Origin of the sequence: Spinactinospora alkalitolerans (genome assembly GCF_013408795.1) — a bacterium.
Taxonomy (GTDB): Bacteria; Actinomycetota; Actinomycetes; order Streptosporangiales; family Streptosporangiaceae; genus Spinactinospora; species Spinactinospora alkalitolerans.
On record NZ_JACCCC010000001.1, the window covers coordinates 6,623,706 to 6,639,990 of the forward strand.

General features: G+C 71.4%; 18 protein-coding genes. 6 read left to right on the forward strand and 12 right to left on the reverse strand.

Annotation, left to right across the window (positions count from 1 at the left end):
• Positions 1–77: 77 nt before the first annotated feature.
• Genes HDA32_RS29790 through HDA32_RS29810 form a run of 5 tightly spaced genes read right to left on the reverse strand, consistent with a single transcriptional unit; the run spans position 78 to position 2,859 of the window.
• On the reverse strand, positions 78–812 hold the full coding sequence (locus tag HDA32_RS29790; protein WP_179646304.1) for a YqjF family protein: 735 nt from the start codon (positions 810–812) through the stop codon (positions 78–80).
• A gap of 51 nt (positions 813–863) precedes the next feature.
• Positions 864–1,865: a YihY/virulence factor BrkB family protein gene (locus HDA32_RS29795; RefSeq protein ID WP_179646305.1), complete on the reverse strand. Its 1,002-nt coding sequence runs from the start codon at positions 1,863–1,865 to the stop codon at positions 864–866.
• Between the two features lie 21 nt (positions 1,866–1,886).
• Complete coding sequence (locus tag HDA32_RS29800) at positions 1,887–2,159, reverse strand: DUF4235 domain-containing protein (RefSeq protein ID WP_179646306.1); 273 nt, start codon at positions 2,157–2,159, stop codon at positions 1,887–1,889.
• Between the two features lie 14 nt (positions 2,160–2,173).
• On the reverse strand, positions 2,174–2,476 hold the full coding sequence (locus tag HDA32_RS29805; RefSeq protein WP_179646307.1) for a DUF3618 domain-containing protein: 303 nt from the start codon (positions 2,474–2,476) through the stop codon (positions 2,174–2,176).
• Entirely contained in the window at positions 2,473–2,859 is a 387-nt protein-coding gene (locus HDA32_RS29810; RefSeq protein ID WP_312863387.1) for a phage holin family protein, read from the reverse strand. The genes HDA32_RS29805 and HDA32_RS29810 overlap by 4 nt, the downstream gene beginning before the upstream one ends.
• A 256-nt stretch (positions 2,860–3,115) precedes the next feature.
• Here HDA32_RS29810 and HDA32_RS29815 point away from each other — a divergent pair, with 256 nt between their 5' ends.
• Positions 3,116–3,571, forward strand: coding sequence for a DUF4442 domain-containing protein (locus HDA32_RS29815; protein WP_179646309.1), 456 nt, complete (start codon positions 3,116–3,118; stop codon positions 3,569–3,571).
• Positions 3,572–4,010: 439 nt separating this feature from the next.
• Positions 4,011–5,156: a DNA polymerase III subunit beta gene (dnaN, locus tag HDA32_RS29820; protein ID WP_179646310.1), complete on the forward strand. Its 1,146-nt coding sequence runs from the start codon at positions 4,011–4,013 to the stop codon at positions 5,154–5,156.
• A gap of 7 nt (positions 5,157–5,163) precedes the next feature.
• On the opposite strand, the gene HDA32_RS29825 is transcribed toward dnaN, so the two are convergent.
• The 4 genes from HDA32_RS29825 to HDA32_RS29840 form a co-directional block, all read right to left on the reverse strand.
• Positions 5,164–5,589, reverse strand: a complete 426-nt coding sequence (locus HDA32_RS29825; RefSeq protein WP_179646311.1) for a PPOX class F420-dependent oxidoreductase — start codon at positions 5,587–5,589, stop codon at positions 5,164–5,166.
• Positions 5,590–5,936: 347 nt separating this feature from the next.
• The gene (locus HDA32_RS29830; protein ID WP_179646312.1) at positions 5,937–6,758 is read right to left on the reverse strand and encodes a DUF2786 domain-containing protein; all 822 of its coding nucleotides are present in this window, start codon (positions 6,756–6,758) and stop codon (positions 5,937–5,939) included.
• A gap of 256 nt (positions 6,759–7,014) precedes the next feature.
• On the reverse strand, positions 7,015–7,452 hold the full coding sequence (locus HDA32_RS29835; RefSeq protein WP_179646313.1) for a hypothetical protein: 438 nt from the start codon (positions 7,450–7,452) through the stop codon (positions 7,015–7,017).
• A 460-nt stretch (positions 7,453–7,912) separates the two neighbouring features.
• Positions 7,913–8,812 (reverse strand): NUDIX hydrolase, encoded by a 900-nt coding sequence (locus HDA32_RS29840; protein WP_179646314.1) that lies wholly within the window; start codon positions 8,810–8,812, stop codon positions 7,913–7,915.
• A gap of 141 nt (positions 8,813–8,953) precedes the next feature.
• Between HDA32_RS29840 and HDA32_RS29845 the strand changes: the two genes are divergently transcribed.
• On the forward strand, positions 8,954–10,240 hold the full coding sequence (locus HDA32_RS29845) for a hypothetical protein (RefSeq protein ID WP_246334541.1): 1,287 nt from the start codon (positions 8,954–8,956) through the stop codon (positions 10,238–10,240).
• Between the two features lie 34 nt (positions 10,241–10,274).
• On the opposite strand, the gene HDA32_RS29850 is transcribed toward HDA32_RS29845, so the two are convergent.
• From HDA32_RS29850 to HDA32_RS29860, 3 genes are read right to left on the reverse strand one after another with little or no spacing between them, the layout of a single operon-like run.
• Complete coding sequence (locus tag HDA32_RS29850; RefSeq protein WP_179646316.1) at positions 10,275–11,021, reverse strand: hypothetical protein; 747 nt, start codon at positions 11,019–11,021, stop codon at positions 10,275–10,277.
• Between the two features lie 12 nt (positions 11,022–11,033).
• Entirely contained in the window at positions 11,034–11,639 is a 606-nt protein-coding gene (locus HDA32_RS29855) for a DUF4352 domain-containing protein (protein ID WP_179646317.1), read from the reverse strand.
• Between the two features lie 3 nt (positions 11,640–11,642).
• A complete protein-coding gene (locus HDA32_RS29860) occupies positions 11,643–12,248 on the reverse strand; it encodes a hypothetical protein (protein WP_179646318.1) in 606 nt (201 codons plus the stop codon).
• A gap of 294 nt (positions 12,249–12,542) precedes the next feature.
• On the opposite strand from HDA32_RS29860, the gene HDA32_RS29865 reads away from it, so the two are divergent.
• The 3 genes from HDA32_RS29865 (at position 12,543) to HDA32_RS29875 (ending at position 16,160) form a co-directional block, all read left to right on the forward strand.
• A complete protein-coding gene (locus tag HDA32_RS29865) occupies positions 12,543–12,734 on the forward strand; it encodes a hypothetical protein (protein ID WP_179646319.1) in 192 nt (63 codons plus the stop codon).
• 46 nt (positions 12,735–12,780) lie between these two features.
• Positions 12,781–12,990 carry a hypothetical protein gene (locus HDA32_RS29870; protein ID WP_179646320.1) on the forward strand — a complete coding sequence of 70 codons (210 nt, stop codon included), beginning with the start codon at positions 12,781–12,783 and terminating at the stop codon, positions 12,988–12,990.
• A gap of 173 nt (positions 12,991–13,163) precedes the next feature.
• Positions 13,164–16,160 (forward strand): AfsR/SARP family transcriptional regulator, encoded by a 2,997-nt coding sequence (locus tag HDA32_RS29875; RefSeq protein ID WP_312863388.1) that lies wholly within the window; start codon positions 13,164–13,166, stop codon positions 16,158–16,160.
• Positions 16,161–16,285 lie beyond the last annotated feature (125 nt).

Below are 16,285 nucleotides of genomic sequence, written 5' to 3' on the forward strand. Positions count from 1 at the left end.
CGCCCACGACCGCGTCGCCGCCGAGGCGGCTCTCGGCGAGGAGGACGCGAGCAGCCGACCGGTCGGGTCCGCCGGGATCACGGCGTCGGATCGGCCCCGAGGCTCACGGCCGCGTCGACACCGGGGGACCACAGCACCGACGGCGGGGGCCGCTCGCCGACCGCGATGCCCGCGGCACCGACCAGCGAATCCCGGAACTCCGTCAGCTCGGCGCGGTGCAGCCTCCAGGGCTGATGGGCGATGCGCACCCAGCGGGTGCCGCCGAGGACGCGGGTGTGCAGGCCCCAGCGCGCGGTGACGAACACCTCCATCGGGGACGGGCGCGCGACGGGGTCCCCCGGACGCACCCTGAACCGGGTCGCCGCGCGCGGTCCCGGGCAGCGGCGCAGGCAGGCGTAGCCGATGCGGCCCTCGGGGCCGGTGCCGATCGAGGTGCCGGCCCACATGTAGCGGAGTCCGGCCAGCAGTCGGGCGGCCGCCACGTTGTGCGGGGAGTCGGCGTCCAGGGACATGAACACCACTCCGCGGCGGCCCCGGTCGTCCACCGAGTACAGGCGCACGTTGAACTCGTTGAAGCGCCCGACCGGCACCCGCCCCAGAACGTGCGTGCCGGTCACCCGGAACGCCACGATCCCCACGTAGGTGACGCCGCCGAGCACGTCGGGCCGGGTGCCCGGCGGCAGCAGGTGCGCCACGGACTCCGGCGGGACCGGCCAGTGCAGGAACACGACGTCACGCCAGTCCTGCGTGAGCAGCACCGGCCCCGGCAGCGGCGGCGCGACGGGCGAGGGCAGGAACTCCTCCGGGTCCATCCTTCCGCCGTCCCTTCTCCCGCTCCCGCAGCGGGCTCGCGGAGCCCTCGGCTACCCCTTGCGTCTCCTCCTGCGCTTCTTGGGCTTGGGCTCGTCGCGCAGCTCCACGTAGGGCTCCTCATCGGCCGAACGCCCGGCGGCGATCGCCCGGCCGCGTTCGATCTCGGCGTTGAACTCGGTGCCCAGCAGGATCGCGATGTTGGAGATCCACAGCCACACCAGGAAGATCACCACGGCGGCGAGGCTGCCGTAGGTCTTGTTGTAGGAGCCGAAGTTGGCGACGTAGAAGGCGAACGCGGCCGAGGCGAGCAGCCAGATGACGATGGCCAGCACGCTGCCGGGGCTGATCCAGCTGAACCCGCGCTTGGCGTTGGGCGAGGCCCAGTACAGCAGAGCGATCATGAAGCTCACGATGATCAGCAGCACGGGCCACTTGGCGATGTCCCAGACGGTGACCGCGATCGGGCCGACGCCCAGCAGGTTCCCCACCCGCTCGGCCAGGCCGCCGGTGAGGACCACCGCCACCGCGCTCACGGTGAGCAGGACGACCAGGGTCAGCGTGACCCCCACCCGGATCGGCAGCGTCTTCCAGATCGGCCGCCCTTCGGGAACGTCGTAGACGATGTTGGAGGCGCGCATGAACGCGGCGATGTAGCCGGAGGCCGACCACAGCGCCAGCGCCAGGCTCACCAGACCGAAGATGCCGGCCGTGGTCTGGCTCCGCTGCAGGTTCTCGATCGCCGCGATCAGGACCTGCTCGATCTCGGCGGGCGCGATCCGGCTGATGTTCTGCACCAGCAGGTCCGTCGCCGACTGCCCGGCCAGGCCCAGCAGCGAGATCAGCACCAGCAGGGCCGGGAAGATCGACAGCACCGCGTAGTAGGTCAGGCCCGCCGCGAGGTCGCTGAGGTTGTCCTTACTGAACTCGCCGAAGGTGCGCTTCAGCGACGCCCACCACGAGGGCGCCGGAAGCTCGGTGGGTGTGTCGGGGGCCGCCTCTTCGCCGCTGGGCGGCCGCGTGGGCGGTCCGGCCCGCCGCGCGTCGTCGGACATCGGGTCCCCTCCCCGTCCGGTCTACTTCTTCCTGCCCTTGGCGGGCTTGGCCGGCCAGGTGCCGGTCACCCTGCGGACCCCGGTCGCCCCCGCCCGGTCGACCACCGCCTTGACCACCGCGAAGACCGCTCCGTGGATCGCCGCCGCGGTCAGCACCTCCCGCCAGGTGCTGTCCTCCTTGGTCGCCTCGGGGGCGTCCTCGTGCCCGGCGACCAGCTTCCAGACCTGCTTGAAGATGACACCGGCCAGGATGCCGCCGAGGACGCCGGCCAGCAGGCCGAAGGGCTTGTACATGAACCGCACCGACCTCACCGCCGTCCGCGCTTGGCGGTCACGACGGCTGCGGCCGCTGCGAGGAGGGCCCCCGCGGCCACCGACACCGCGATCCGCCGCCCCTCGGTCATCGGCTCGGACGCGCTCGTCCGCACCGAGTCCACCGCCCGTGCGGCGCCCTCCTTCGCCCTGCTCTTCACGTCGGCCTTCGCCGCCAGCGCCTCGACGGTGTCGCCGAGTTCGGCGCGGGTGCGGTCGATCTCCGCGCGCAGCAGGTCGGGATCCTCCTGGGGCTGCTTCCCGCGGCCCTCCTGGCTTCCGGAAACGTTCTGGGTCATGGGTGCGCCCTTCCCTTGATCTCCGCGACGTCGGCCTGGACGCTGCTCGTGGTCTCCTCGGGTTTCATCGGCGTGCCCTGCCCGACCTGCTTGCGGCCCATGAGGGCGAGGACGCCGGCCACCGCGAACAGCACCGCGGCCACGATGAGGGCCGAGGCCCACGCGGGCAGGACCAGGGCGAGAAGCAGCACCAGCCCGGCGATCAGGGTGCCGAGTCCGAACAGCGCGACCAGGCCGCCCGCGCCGAACATGCCGGCCCCCAGGCCGACGTGCCTGCCCTTCTCCTTCATCTCCACCTGGGCCAGCCGGAGCTCGTCCCTGACCAGATGGGAGATCTGCTCCGATGCCTGTTTGACCAGGTCGGCGGTTGACGGCTCGGTCACTGCCGCGTCCTGACGGCCGACGGTCGGCGACTCGGCCCTCTGGCGAGGAGTGGCCGATGGCTCGGCCGCTGTCGCCCCCTGGCGGTCGACGGGTCCACTCATGGCCGGATCCCCTTTCCCTAGGTTCGGCTCCTTCGCCGCCTGCCCAGAACCCGGACTTCCATGCCCGATCCGGGGAAAGAAGAGGAGGTCGGAGGTTGTGCGCCGCCCGGTCGTCCGTTCCCAAACGGATTACCGACGAGTAACATCAGGCGCTATGACACTCGACAACGCCGAAACGGTGAAATCCGGCCTGCTCGCCTCCGTGCCGTTCACGCGCACACTCGGACTGGAGTTCGTGGACCTGGACGAGGGCCGCGCCGTCATGCGGCTGCCGGACGACGCCGACCACCACAACCACGTCGGCGGCCCGCACGCCGGAGCGATGTTCACGCTCGCCGAATCGGCCTCGGGCGCGATCGTGCTCGCCTCCTTCGGCGACCAGCTCGACCGCGCCGTGCCGCTGGTGCTGCGCGCCGAGATCCACTACCGCAGACTCGCCATGGGGCCCGTGCTCGCCGAGGCCCGGCTGGGCCGCGCCAAGGAGGAGGTCGTGGCCGAGCTCGACGCCGGCACCCGCCCCGAGCTCCCGGTCGAAATCGAACTGCGCACCGAGGACGGGACGGTCACCGGCACGATGACCGTGGTCTGGACCCTGCGCGCCAACGCCTGACTGAGGCTTTCTCGGTCGCATGGGGGTGGTGGTCGGCGGCCGAGGTGTGCTGTGCGGCCGTGTGGTCGGCCGGGTGGCCCGCACCCCACCACCGAGGTGGGCCCCTGCCGCCCTCGCTGCCGCTTTCCGAGTCCAGACCACCCGCCGTCCGGAAGCGAAGAAGGCCGCACGGCAGGCCGCGGCCGCCTGGGCGGAGGACGCGGCCGTCAGGCAGCCCCACCACTCACCGTGTTCTGTCCTGCGAGGTAGGAGGACTGCGACCATCCCGATCCCGTCACACCGATCTAGCGGCGCCTTCTTCCGTGCCTCCCGCGCCGCGGCCGGTCCCGCTGCGCGCGGGGAGGCCGGGAGCCGCCGCGCCGATCCAGCGGAATTGTCGCCTCATCTGGGTACGGTGTCCTCATCCGGAGGTGACCGGATGTGACGACTGGAGGTCGGCGTGAAGTTCCGAGTTGACCGCGACGCGTTCGCCGACGCCGTGGCGTGGACCGCCCGTGCGCTGCCCGCGCGCCCCGCGGTGCCGGTGCTCGCGGGCATGCGCCTGGACATCCCCGACGCGGCCTCGGGCCGGCTGCGGCTGTCCAGCTTCGACTACGAGGTCTCCGCGCGCGCGGCCGTCGACGTCGACGTCGACGAGCCCGGCGGCGTCCTGGTGTCGGGGCGGCTGCTCGCCGAGATCGCGCGCAACCTCCCGCCGCAGCCGGTGGAGGTGGCCTGCGACGGCTCTCGGGTGCTCGTCACCTGCGGCGGCGCGCGGTTCACGCTGCTCACCCTGCCGCTGGAGGACTACCCGACCCTGCCCGACATGCCCAAGGTCGCCGGCTCGCTCCCCGGCGACGTCTTCGCGGCGGCGGTGCGCCAGGTGGCGCCGGCCGCCAGCCGCGACGACACGCTGCCCATGCTCACCGGCGTGCACCTGGCCTTCTCCGGCGAGACGCTGACGCTGGCCGCCACCGACCGCTACCGGGTGGCCGTCCGCGAACTGTGGTGGCGCTCGGAGCTGCCCGACATCACCGCCTCGGCGCTGGTCCCCGCGCGCACGCTGGCCGACACCGCGCGCTCCCTGCTGCCGGGCGGCAACGTCGACATCGCGCTGTCCACGGTCGGCGCCGGATCCTCCCAGGGCGAGGGGATGATCGGCTTCGAGCACGGCGGCAGGCGCACCACGACCCGGCTCATCGACAGCGAGTTCATCAAGTACGAGTCCCGGTTCCCCGACGAGTTCGCCGCACGCGCCCAGGTCGCCACGGCCCCGCTGATCGAGGCGGCGAAGCGGGTCGCGCTGGTGGCCGACCGCAGCACCCCGCTGCGGCTCTCCTTCTCCCGGGGCGAGGTCGTCCTGGAGGCCGGCTCCGGCGACGACGCCCAGGCGCGCGAGGTCCTGGAGGCCGGGTACGAGGGCGAGGAGATCAGGGTCGCGTTCGGTCCGCAGTACCTCCTCGACGGCCTCACCGCGGTCGAGACCGACACCGTGCACCTGAACTTCACCACGCCCACCAAGCCGGCCGTGATCTCCGGCGCCCCCGAGGAGGAGGGCGGCCGGCCCGATTTCCGCTACCTGGTGATGCCGCTGCGGGTGTCGTAGCGGCAGGTCAGTCGGGGCAGCCCTCGTTGCTCTCGATCTCGGCGTCGTCCCTGGGGCACAGTTCGTAGTACAGCGTGCGGCGGCGCACGAGGCGGTGCGACAGCGGGACCGCCCATCCCTGCAGGACGGGGTGCCTGCGGCTCAGCATCCGCGCGGCGCGCTGTGCCTCCCCGCCCTCCAGCGGCTTGACCCCGCCGCGGACGGGCAACCCGTTGGGGTCGCCGCGGAACGTGCAGGGACGCAGGTCGGCGACGGGGTGCCGGCGCAGCCGTTCGGCCTCGCCGGAGTCCTCCCACGCGCGGAACAGCACGCGGTCGCCGTCCACCGCGATCCGCACCGGGGTGTCGACCGCGGTCATGCCGTCCTGGTGGTAGGTGGTCAGCAGCGCGGTCTTCTCGCGATGGAACGTTTTGAGGATCGTGGCCGCGGACATCCTCGTCCTCCCTGTAGTGGGGTTGCTACGGCCTACCTTCCCCGTTTCCGTGACCTGAGTCACTTCTTTCGCGCCGGAAAGCGGCCGCGCGCCCACGGGTGCCCGTGGAGAGGGAGGAGGCGGCCATCGCGGGTGGAATTCGGGCCGCCGGTGCCAGGAGCGTGCCACCCGCACGAACCATGGCCGCATCCGGCCAAACCGGCCGGTTTATCCACAGGCGTATGTGACCGCTGCTAGTTATCCCCAACTATCCACAGGGTTATCCACAGCCTTTTTCCGTGGCTGTGCATAAATCCCCGGCATATGGGACGGACTTCCCGCAGGGAAACGGCCCCCGCCGCCGGCCGCTACTCCCCGTCCGAGATCGAGGACGACGCCCCTCGGCCGACCGCCGTCTCCATGCCCAGCTCGGCGCGGCGTCCGCGCAGGTACCCGGCGCGGTAGCCGGCCCGGTGGTGGGTGCGCTCCGGGCGCGTGGGGCGCAACTGCGGGAACCGGCGCTGGAAGTCCTCCTGGACCCGGTCGACGTCCTCGCGCAGCACGAGTTCGGCGCCGCTCTTGGCCGCGTCGGAACCGGTGCCGCCCGCGCCGCCCTTGGCGCCGGCGGCATCGCCGTCCGGGGAGTCGTCGGCCAGGCGGGCCCGGAACTCCCGGATGCGCTCGGCCACCGCGTAGCCGTAGGCGCGCACGAACGACCGGTAGAACCGGCTGCGCTCGGTGGCCAGGGTCGACCGGTCGTAGTTGCGCAGCTCCCGCAGTCCCGCGACGTGCTCGCGCGCCGAGAAGCGCGCCGAAGCCTCCATCTGCATGGTGATCGAGGGCAGCAGCACCCGGAGGGAGTCCAGCGCGGTGACGGTGCCGACGATGATGAGCATGCGGTCGGTGTTGGCCGAGGTGTTGCCGCGCACCGCCGACTGGCAGCCGTAGGCCGAGGCGATCGCGGCGAGCGCCTTGACCCGTGCCTTGCCGTGCCCGCCCACGCCGGACACGGGGAAGTCGAGCCGGGTCACCGACTCGGCCGCCTCGCCGCGCTGCGCGCGCGCCTCGGCCTCGGCGATCGCGTGCCGGGTCATCAGCTCCGCGGCCTTGGCGGTGAAGGCCTGGCTCTCGGCGTCGGTGACCGACGGGTCCTCGGCCATGCGGAGCAGGCCGCGGACCCGCTCGATCATCTTCTGCCGGGCCTCGGTGCCCTGTCTGGACGTCTCTCGCGGGTCACCGGAACGGGCGCCGTCCCCGTGCGGTCGCCTGCCGGAGTCAGTCCCCATCGACACGGCTCCGCCCTGTCTCGGCGGGGTGCGCGCGCTCGTCTCCCCTTGTCACTTCCGTGCCGCGAGCGCAGGCTTCCGGCGGGTTATCGACTGACATAGAAAGCGTGGTGGCCCCTCGTGGTCCGGCTCGGTCTGACTGGGAGGTCGCAACGCCCGGTCAGGCCGACTTGTTCCCCGCGACCATACCGATGATGCCGAGGATGACCCAGATCACGGCGGCGACGCCCAGACCCGCGAAGGCCGCGCCGAAGAGGCCGCTGATGACCGCGCCGCTCAGGACCGCGCCAATGTAGGACACCACGGCCGTTCCCGCGCCGCCCAGCAGGGCCGGGCCCGCGGCGAACCGCCACGGGTACTGGCCGGCGTAGCGCCGCGCCCGCCGGTCGCCCTTGCTCCCCAGCAGCGCGACGCCGCCGCCCACCAGGGAGAAGAAGAAGATCGCGGTGGTCAGCGCGCCGCCGACGGGGAACGCGCTCAGGTTCAGCAGGAAGTGCGCGGCCCCCGTGACCGCGCCGGCCGCCGTGGCCGTGCCCCAGGGCCAGATCATGGTCGCCGAGGCGACCGGAGTGAATGCGTTCCCGCGCTCCAGCGTCATGTCTGCTCCTCACATCATGAGCCTTGCCGGCATGGCCGGATCGTCCGGCCGATGCTGCCAGCATGCCCGAGGACCGCCGTGCGGTACATCAGGGCGCACCCCTGGTCTTCCCCCGAGATGCGGTCCCTACTACCCCGGTCCCCTTCTCTGTTGAGAACGCGGATCGGGGGCGCCGCGTTCCCGACGCGCGGAAGGCGGCGACCCGATGCGGGTCCGACGACCTTGACCACCGAGGACTTGACGCCCCGGCCACAGGGGGTTGAACCTCGACCCGAGGACGCAAGCGCACACCGCCGCCTTGAGCGCCGGGCCGAAACCGCGGTGCCGTCCCGCGTCCACGGTGTCGGCGTGCGCTTCGCGCGCGTGAGGGCGATTTCCCTCCTGGGGCTGGCCTACACAACCCTCTGGGGCCAAGGTTAAAACTCAAGGTCAAGACCGCCGAGACAAGGGGACCGTCGCCTCACCGGTTCGCCGGGTCGGCGGCGGCCGCCGCGCTCAGCAGCCACGACGGGGACGCGACGCTCGCGCCGGCGGCCCGGCAGCGGTCCCCCAGCTCCCGGTCGGCGGTGACGACCAGCGCGCAGGACGCGCCGGCGTGCAGACCGGCCAGCTCCGCGACCGTGTCGTCGCCCTCCCCGGGCGCCTCGACCACCTCGACGCCGGGCACCGAGGCCGTTTCGCGCGCGGCCCCCTCCACCACCATCAGGATCCGCGGGAACCACCGGTGCAGGGAGGTGAGCGCGAGCCCGGCCGGGAGCTCGGCGCCGTCCAGCCCGGTCCCGGCGAGCCCCGCCAGCTCGTCGCGCAGCCGCGCCGCCGCACCCGGGCGGTCGCGCCACCAGCCGTCGGGCCGGTGGCCCACCGCGTTGGCCGCGTCCACGACCAGCACCAGCCGCTGCGCCAACGCTGCGCGCACCTGCGGCCAGATCAGTCCGAACGCCGGGAGCAGCGGCATCGACCCGACCTCGTCGACCGGCACCCAGCGGATCGCCGCGCTCTCGGAGTTGCCGGGCGTGAACACGCGCCGCTCGGGGATGCGCCCCAGCACGGTGTCGTAGGACCAGACCACGTGGTCCTGCCGGTGGATCCCGCCGAAGGCGACCCCGCCCAGGTCACCGGTGACCTCCTCGCCGAACTCGCGCAGCGCGGCCGCCACCGAGGACTCTTCGCTGTCGCGGGCGCCGCCGGGCATGCCCCAGGTGTTGCCCTGATGGGTCCACCAGGCCCGATGCTGCAGCAGGACGTGGCCGGTTCCGGCCGTGTCGTGCGCGTGCAGGAGCAGGCCCGACGCCCCGTAGAGTCCCCAGCGGCGCGAGCCGTCGGGCAGCACGACCCAGCCGTTACCGTCTCCTGCGCTCATCGGGCCTCCCCGCGTCGACCGTGCGAACCGCGACCGGATCCGCTCCTCGCACAACCAGCCTGTCAAGCGTGGCCTTCCCCGGCCAGTGCGGATGGAGGAGCACGGACGGCCCGGCGCTAGGATTTCGGTTCGATGAAGGCAATGGCGACATCCGCGGCGATGCTCCCGGTCTACGGCCTCGACCTGGTGAGGCGCTACTGGGCTCCTCTGCTGTGCGTGTACACGGCCGGGCAGCTCCTGCACTCCCTGATGCTGCGCGGCATGGTCCAGATCGCCGGGGTCAACGGGGTGGCGGCGCTCGCCGGCCTCAGCGTCTCCATCCTGGTGACGCTGGCGACCACCATCGTCATGTTCCACCTGCTGCGCCCGGGCATGCCGGCCCTCGAAGCCGAGCTGTTCGGCGGGCGCGCCGACGTCGGCCAGGGGGGTTCGACCTTCGCCGACAGGGAGCGCCGCATCGTCGACGCCGTGGCGATGGCGATCCTGCCGTTCCTGATCTTCTACAGCGCGTGGGGCCTGTTCGTCGAGGAGTACCGGGAGTACGCCGTCTCCTCCCTCAACGAGCACGGCCTGGCCGGGATCACCACCACGCTGGAGTACAACGAGCTGGGCCTGCCCCTCGTCATCGCGCTGATCGCCTGGTCGGGGCGCACGCTCTGCGAGAAGTTCTACACCCGCAACCAGAACAAGTGGCTCGGTGTCCTCACCGCCCTGTTCGAGGCCAACTGGATGTTCTTCGCGGTGTTCTCGGTCACCCAGGTGGTGGTCAACGCCAAGGGGTGGGTGGCGGGCCGGGTCGTGGTCGCCGAGGCCCAGGAGGCGCTGCTCGGCCTCACGCACTGGCTGGGCGACCTGACCTCCCTGCCGGTCACCGCGGGCTACCTGGCCGCGATCGCGCTGGTCGCGGAGCTGTGGACGCACCTCAAGGACGGGTTGATCGAGCCGCTGCTGTGGCTGACCATCGTGGCCGTGGTGTTCGGCGCCGAGGTCGACAAGGCCGAGGCGCTGTTCCGCAAGGGCGGCAAGGGCGGGCGCATCCAGAAGGTCGCGACCCGGGTGCCCAACGTCGTGCGCGGCCTCGGCCAGTTCGCCGGCCGGGACCTGCGCGAGAAGTACACGCCGTTCCTCAACGCCTTCCGCTTCATCCTGCGCGTCAGCCCGGCGTTCTACCTGTCCTTCTGCCTCTACTACGTGCTGCTGGAGCTGGGGTTCGGCTGGCTGGAGCGCGGCGTGTACCGCCTCGTCGGGCCGCACGAGTTCCTTGCCTGGTGGTGGCAGTGGCTCACCCCGATCGAGTTCGGCGTCGGCGCGCTGCACGAACTGCTGCGGGTGTGCCTGCTCGCGGCCACGTTCGAGATGACCCTGCGGCGCATGGGCAGCCGCAGCGTGGGGCGCAGGGCACGCAGGCGCGCCGACCTCCCCGGTTAGCCTCCGGCGCTCCGGGGCCCGCCGCCCAGGGGCGTCACTCCTCCTGCTCGAACGCGACCGCCGCGGGCCGCGGGCTCTCGGGGTCGTCGCTGGTGTCGGCCCTGACCTCGAAGCGCAGCGAGGAGAGCGCGTCCTCGGGCACCAGGAAGCTCGCGACCAGGCCCTGGGACTCGCCGGGGGCGATCGGATCGCCTTCGGCGTCGGTGCAGCCGAACGCGGTCATGCCGACCTCCTCGGGCATGGTGCGGCCGGAGTACTCCGCCGTCTGCTCCCAACTGCGGCCCCGGCCGTCGACCGCGCGGAAGTGGCACGACCGCTGGAGCAGCGCGGACGCGTCGTCGTCGGAGGGGGTGACCAGGAAGACGGCGTCGACGAGCTCCACCCCGTCGGGCGGGGGGTCGCTTATGGAGGAGCCGGTCTCGCCGGTGACCATGCCCTTGAAGTCCCATTCGCTGCCCGCGAGCTCGGCGGTGCCCTCTTCGGCGACCTCCGCCCGCGGCGGCATCTGCCCCCGCTCCAGCAGCGTCTCGCGCTCCAACCACCACGGAAGGCCCAGCGCCGCGGGCAGCAGCACCACGAGCGCCAGCATGTAGGGCACGTGCCCGCGCCGCCACCAGGGCGCGCGCCGCGGCCGCGGGGGCTGCGGCGGCGCCGTGTCGGCCGTGTCGGCCGTGCCGGTCGGGGCATGCCCCGGCGGCCGCTCCGGCGGCAGGAACGACGGCGGTTCGGCGCGGCGTCCCGGTGCGGAGCGGTGGTGGTCCGCGGAAGAGGGGTGGTCCATGGCCGGTGCTTCCTAGGGGGGCCCGATGGGAGGCACGGCGACCGAGTCGGCGGCCTCCTCCGTCAGCCGGTCGATGTCGGATTCGCTGAGGCCGAGGTCCACCGAGGCCTGCGCCGACAGCCGGTCGTCCAGCGACTCCTGGACGCTCACCCGCAGGGTCGGGGAGGAGAGGCGCTCCTCGGGCACCTCGAACACGAACGCGCCGTACCGCGGGAGGCCGGGGTTCAGCACGATGCCGAGGTTGTTGAACGTGTTCGACAGCCGCGTGTTCGCTGAGTAGGAGTAGCCGTCGCCCATCTCCAGCAGGGTCCCGCCCACCGAGACGGTGGCGTCGGTGGAGGTGAGGGTGGCCCAGACGACGACCCACACGCCGTTGGCCTCCAGCCCTTCGACTCCGCCCAGGGCTTCCTCGTCGGAGACCGACCGGGCCAGTTCGACCTTGTCGACGTCCAGGGTGAACCGTTCGGCGTCGACGGTGCCGCCGATGGTCCCGGAGTGGCTGATCGGCGCGGTGAGGTCGTCATGGGTGGGGATGAGGCCGTGCGCCGCGACGATGAGGGCGAGCAGCAGCAGGCTGGCGGCGACGTGCGCCGCTCGGCGGAGGAAGGGCCTGGTCATCGGTCAGCTCTGCTCGATCGGGACGGCGATGGTGTCGATGACCTTGTCGGTGCTCCACCAGTAGGAGGTCTGGTCCATGAAGCCGGGGCGGAACTCCGCGTCCGTGACGGCGACCCGCACCTGCTCCAGCCCGTCGGGGTCGGTGCCCTCCGGCAGCGGCCAGCGCATCAGCACGGTCTCGGGCATCTCCGGCTGGACGTCGCCGGCGAAGCCCTCGGGGTCGCGTTCGAGCGCGGCGGTCATCGCCCCGTCGACCTTGGCGCCGCCGGGGGACAGTGTCAGCTGGAGCATGTCGTCGATGTAGGAGTAGGACACCGGGTTCTTGTCGTGCGAGGTGAGGTCGGCGCGGACCTGCACGGCGGGCCCGAGGGTGTCGCTGACGACCGTCGCGTCGTGCACGGTGATGGTGAAGAGGGCGTTGCGGACCGGCTTGCCCGGCTCCGACGGCGGCTGCTCCGACGCCTTGGCCAGGCCGCCCATGCGCCACAGGGCGAACACCAGTGCGCAGACCAGCAGGACGAACCCGCCCACCAGGAGTGCGCGCACGACGGGGTGCCGGGGGAGGAGGTCTCCCGGCCCGGCTTCACGGATCGGCGCGTGGTGTGCCACGGGGGAAGTTTAGGGGCAACCGGCCCTTGTGCCCTGTTCGCGTCCTCTTGCGGACAGCTCGACCGCGGATGGAACCGGCCCGGCCGGGGTAGTCGAGGTGCAGGGGGCCGGGCCGGCGGCGGGGCCTTCGGTGGCCATAAGCGGACTGAAAGCGCATCGGAAGCGCGCGTCTCTAGAGTCGATTCCAGTCTGCGAGACCGGTTTCCGCGGGAGGACGGCCCGCGGTCACCGGTCTGGCGGTCGGCTTCGTTTCGATGCTCGTTGTTCACCGTTTGTTCGGCTATCGGAGTGCGCATGGGACAGCTACTGGTCGCTGAGCCGACTCGTACCGAGATCGAGTTCCTGGAGATCGTGGCGGGTCTGACCATGGAACCGATAACGGCGAAGGTGCGTCCAACGAAAGACGATCCGGAACCTCAGCGGGAGCTGGAGCAGGAGCCGGACGAGGACGAGGAAATCTTCGACGACGGGGTCGAGTGGCCGTAGGTCATCGGCCGCAATACGGGCTTGGCGCTCATATGAGGGGATGCACATGGGACAGATGCTGACCGTGGACCGACTTCGCACGAAGACCGAATTCCTGAAGATCGTGGAGAACCTGGGTGCCTGGACGGCCTCGGGCGATGCGCCGGTGACGGCGAAACTGCGGCCTACCAAGGACGATCCGCAGCCCCTCGAAGAGGAGAAGCCGCAGACCGAGCCGCAGCCCGAGGAAGAGGGGACCGAAACCCCCGAGAAGTAGGTCTGGAGCCTGACCCAAAACCGAATAACCGCCGCTGCATCCGTACTGAGGAGGGGGGTACGGATGTAGCGGTGTTTTCAACGAATCTGTGAACCGCAAATGGCCTTGCTACAGTGCCGTTTGTGGATTTTGGCGTCCTGGGTCCGATTTCGGCGTGGCGCGACGGACAGCCGGTGTCCGTTGGCGGGCCGAGGCAGCGCTGTGTCCTGGGCGCGCTTCTGGTCGAGCTCGGCAAGGAGGTCACGGTCGAGCGGCTGGTCGACTTCCTCTGGCAGGACGACCCGCCTCGCACTGCCCGTTCCATCATCCAGGTGCAGGTCTCCCACCTGCGCCAGAATTTCCCCGATCTCATCCAGACCACGGCCGGCGGCTATCTCGCCCGAACCGATCCCGACCGCGTCGACCTGCACCGGTTCCGCGGACTGGCGGCCCGGGCCCAGGAGGCCGAGGACCCGGCCGCGACGGTCGGGCTCTGGGACGAGGCGCTGTCGTGCTGGCGGGGGCAGCCGTTCTCGGGCACCGGCTCCGACTACCTGTACTACACCGTCTGCCAGCCGCTGCTGGAGGAGCGCTGGGCCGCCGTCACGGCCTGGGCCGAGGCGGCGTTCGGGCTGGGCGGCTACGCGGAACTCGCGGCCCGGCTCACTCCTCTGGTCCGGGAGGACCCGCTGCGCGAGCGGCTGCACTTCCTGCTGATCGCCGCGTTGTACCGGGACGGGCAGCGCGCCACCGCCCTGTCGGTCTTCCACGAGATCCGCAAGGCGCTGGCCGAGCAGCTCGGGATCGATCCGGGCCGCGAGGTCCTGGAACTCTACGAGCGCATGCTGCACGACTCCGAGGGACCGACGCGGCCTCCGGTCGCCGGGCCGGACGGAATCGGAGCGGGAGACGCCCCTGCGGATTCGGCGGGCGACGAGGACGAGGCCGCTCCCGCGCCCTTCGTTTCACGCAACGACCTGCCGAGGGACACCCCCGACTTCACCGGGCGAGAAGACCACCTCGAAGAGCTGTTCGCGATCGGCGCGGACGGCGGCGGGCGCGCGGAGGTCTGCGTCATCACCGGAACGGGTGGCGCGGGGAAGACCACCTTGGCCGTGCACGCCGCGCACCGCATGGCCGAGCGTTATCCCGACGCCCAGCTCTTCATCGACCTGCACGGCCACACCGTGGATCAGGATCCGCTGCTGCCCGCGACGGCGTTGAGCAGCCTGCTGCGGGCCGTGGGCGTCAGCCCGGAGGCGATCCCGGAATCCCTGGAGGACCGCGCGGCGCTGTGGAGGGCGACGCTGGCTGACAAGCGGATCCTCGTCGTCCTCGACAACGCGGTGAACTACACCCAGGTGAGCCCGCTGCTCTCGGCGGCTTCCGGGTCGCTCACGCTGGTGACCAGCCGACACGACCTCGCTGGTCTGGGCGGAGCGCGCTACATCTCCCTGGGAATGCTCAGCCACGCCACCGCGGAACGATTCTTCTCGACGGTGCTCGGCCCGGAGCGCACCAAGCGCGAACCCGATGCCCTCGGCCGCGTGGTGAACCTGTGCGGCGGTCTGCCGCTGGCGCTGCGGATCGTCGCCGGCCGGATGCTGACCCGGCCGCAGTGGACGTTCGTCCACGTGGAACAACGGCTGAGCCTGCAGCACCGCAGGTTCCGCGAACTCCGCACGGACGCGCACAGCGTCGAGGCGGTCTTCGAGCTCTCCTACCAGAGCCTGAACAGCGTTCAGCAGGAGGTCTTTCTCCGCCTCGGTCTCGCGATCGGCAACAGCATCGACTTCTACGGCGCCGCCGCGCTGACGGACTCCGACCTTCCCCGGACCGACGACCTCCTCCAGGAGCTCGTCGGTGTCCGCCTGCTGGAGGAGCAGAGCGTCGATCTCTACCGGTTCCACGACCTGATCGGGGCGTACGCGAAGCAGAAGGCCCTGAGGCTCCTCCCCGAAGAGGAGATCGACTCCACCCACCGCCGCATCAGCGACTACTACCTGCACGCCGCGCAGCGGGCGGCGGAATGGCTGGGACCGCGCCGTCATGACTACGCGATCGAACTGGCGGACACGTCCAGGTACAAGGCGGAGATCACCACCCGCTCCGAGGCCGTCGAGTGGTTCGACCGGCACCGGGAGAACCTGGCCGCCGTGGTCGACCACTACGCGCAGAAGGGCAGCGGTCAGCAGGCGTGGCAGCTCGCCGACTCGCTCTGGCGGTTCTACGCGGTCCACGGCCAGACCGAACTGTGGCTGACGACGCACGAGCAGGCGCTGGCGGCGAGCAGGGCGGACAGCGATCATCTGGGCAGTGCGATCACGCTCGTCGGCCTCGGGATCGCGCACTGCCTCTCCGGACGGCTCGACTCCTCCCTGTCTCTTCTGCAGGAGGCGAAGGAGCTCTTCGTCTCCCTGGGCGACCAGTCCGGGGAGATGCGGGCCTTCGCCAATCTGGGCATGGTGTACGAGCGGATGGGGCGCTACGAAGACGCCGAAAAGGTGCTTTCCCGCGCTCTCGATCACGCGATGTCGATTGACGACGCGTCACTCGTGGCGCTCCAGCGCTCCAACCTCGGGGCGATCCACCATGCTCTCGGGAACTACCACGAGGCGATCGTGCACTGCGAGGCCGCGCTGGAGATAAGGCTCGACGGGGACTCACGTGAGATCCAGGCATCGGCTCTGCGGGGGCTCGGCGAGGCGAACATGCGGCTGGGAAAGTACAACCTGGCGCTCGGGCAACTGGAGAACGCGCTGAAGGTCTTCCTGGCCATGGAGGACTCGGCCGGTGAGATCTACACCCGCAACGCGCTCGGTACGGTGTTCCGGGAGATGGGCGACTTCGAGTCCGCCCTGGCCGCTCACGGCGCGGCGTTGGAGCTCGGCGAGAAGACCGCCCAGCGCAGCGCCGAGGCCGAGGTGCTCAACGAGCTCGGAGTCACCTACGCGCGGGCCGGTCGGTACGCCGAGGCCCGTTCCTCCCTCGATGAGGCCCTCCGGCTCGCCAGGGAGCGGCACGAGCGCTACGCCGAGGCCAGCGCGCTCTTCGGGCTCTCCAGGCTGCCGGCCGGGGCCGCCCCCGATGACGTCGCGGGAATGCTCGCCACCGCCGCCGAGATCTTCACCGAACTCGGCGTCCCCGAGGCCCGGGAGGCCGCGGCGGCCCTGGAGGCCCTGGGAGGCTAGGTCGCTGATGGGAGAGGGCGAGGATTCCTCCAGGCCCTGCTGTGGTCCTGCGGTCCTGGTGGGGCTGTTGTCAGGCGCGCAGCGTCCGGCAACGCGAAAGGTCGCGGGATTCCCGTCGTTCAAGG

Bases quoted from the DNA above. Each gene is read 5' to 3' on its own strand.
- HDA32_RS29790 (WP_179646304.1), bottom strand. From the start codon at position 812: ATGGACCCGGAGGAGTTCCTGCCCTCGCCCGTCGCGCCGCCGCTGCCG.
- HDA32_RS29795 (WP_179646305.1), bottom strand. From the start codon at position 1,865: ATGTCCGACGACGCGCGGCGGGCCGGACCGCCCACGCGGCCGCCCAGC.
- HDA32_RS29800 (WP_179646306.1), bottom strand. From the start codon at position 2,159: ATGTACAAGCCCTTCGGCCTGCTGGCCGGCGTCCTCGGCGGCATCCTG.
- HDA32_RS29805 (WP_179646307.1), bottom strand. From the start codon at position 2,476: ATGACCCAGAACGTTTCCGGAAGCCAGGAGGGCCGCGGGAAGCAGCCC.
- HDA32_RS29815 (WP_179646309.1), top strand. From the start codon at position 3,116: ATGACACTCGACAACGCCGAAACGGTGAAATCCGGCCTGCTCGCCTCC.
- HDA32_RS29825 (WP_179646311.1), bottom strand. From the start codon at position 5,589: ATGTCCGCGGCCACGATCCTCAAAACGTTCCATCGCGAGAAGACCGCG.
- HDA32_RS29830 (WP_179646312.1), bottom strand. From the start codon at position 6,758: ATGATCGAGCGGGTCCGCGGCCTGCTCCGCATGGCCGAGGACCCGTCG.
- HDA32_RS29835 (WP_179646313.1), bottom strand. From the start codon at position 7,452: ATGACGCTGGAGCGCGGGAACGCATTCACTCCGGTCGCCTCGGCGACC.
- HDA32_RS29840 (WP_179646314.1), bottom strand. From the start codon at position 8,812: ATGAGCGCAGGAGACGGTAACGGCTGGGTCGTGCTGCCCGACGGCTCG.
- HDA32_RS29845 (WP_246334541.1), top strand. From the start codon at position 8,954: ATGGCGACATCCGCGGCGATGCTCCCGGTCTACGGCCTCGACCTGGTG.
- HDA32_RS29850 (WP_179646316.1), bottom strand. From the start codon at position 11,021: ATGGACCACCCCTCTTCCGCGGACCACCACCGCTCCGCACCGGGACGC.
- HDA32_RS29855 (WP_179646317.1), bottom strand. From the start codon at position 11,639: ATGACCAGGCCCTTCCTCCGCCGAGCGGCGCACGTCGCCGCCAGCCTG.
- HDA32_RS29865 (WP_179646319.1), top strand. From the start codon at position 12,543: ATGGGACAGCTACTGGTCGCTGAGCCGACTCGTACCGAGATCGAGTTC.
- HDA32_RS29870 (WP_179646320.1), top strand. From the start codon at position 12,781: ATGGGACAGATGCTGACCGTGGACCGACTTCGCACGAAGACCGAATTC.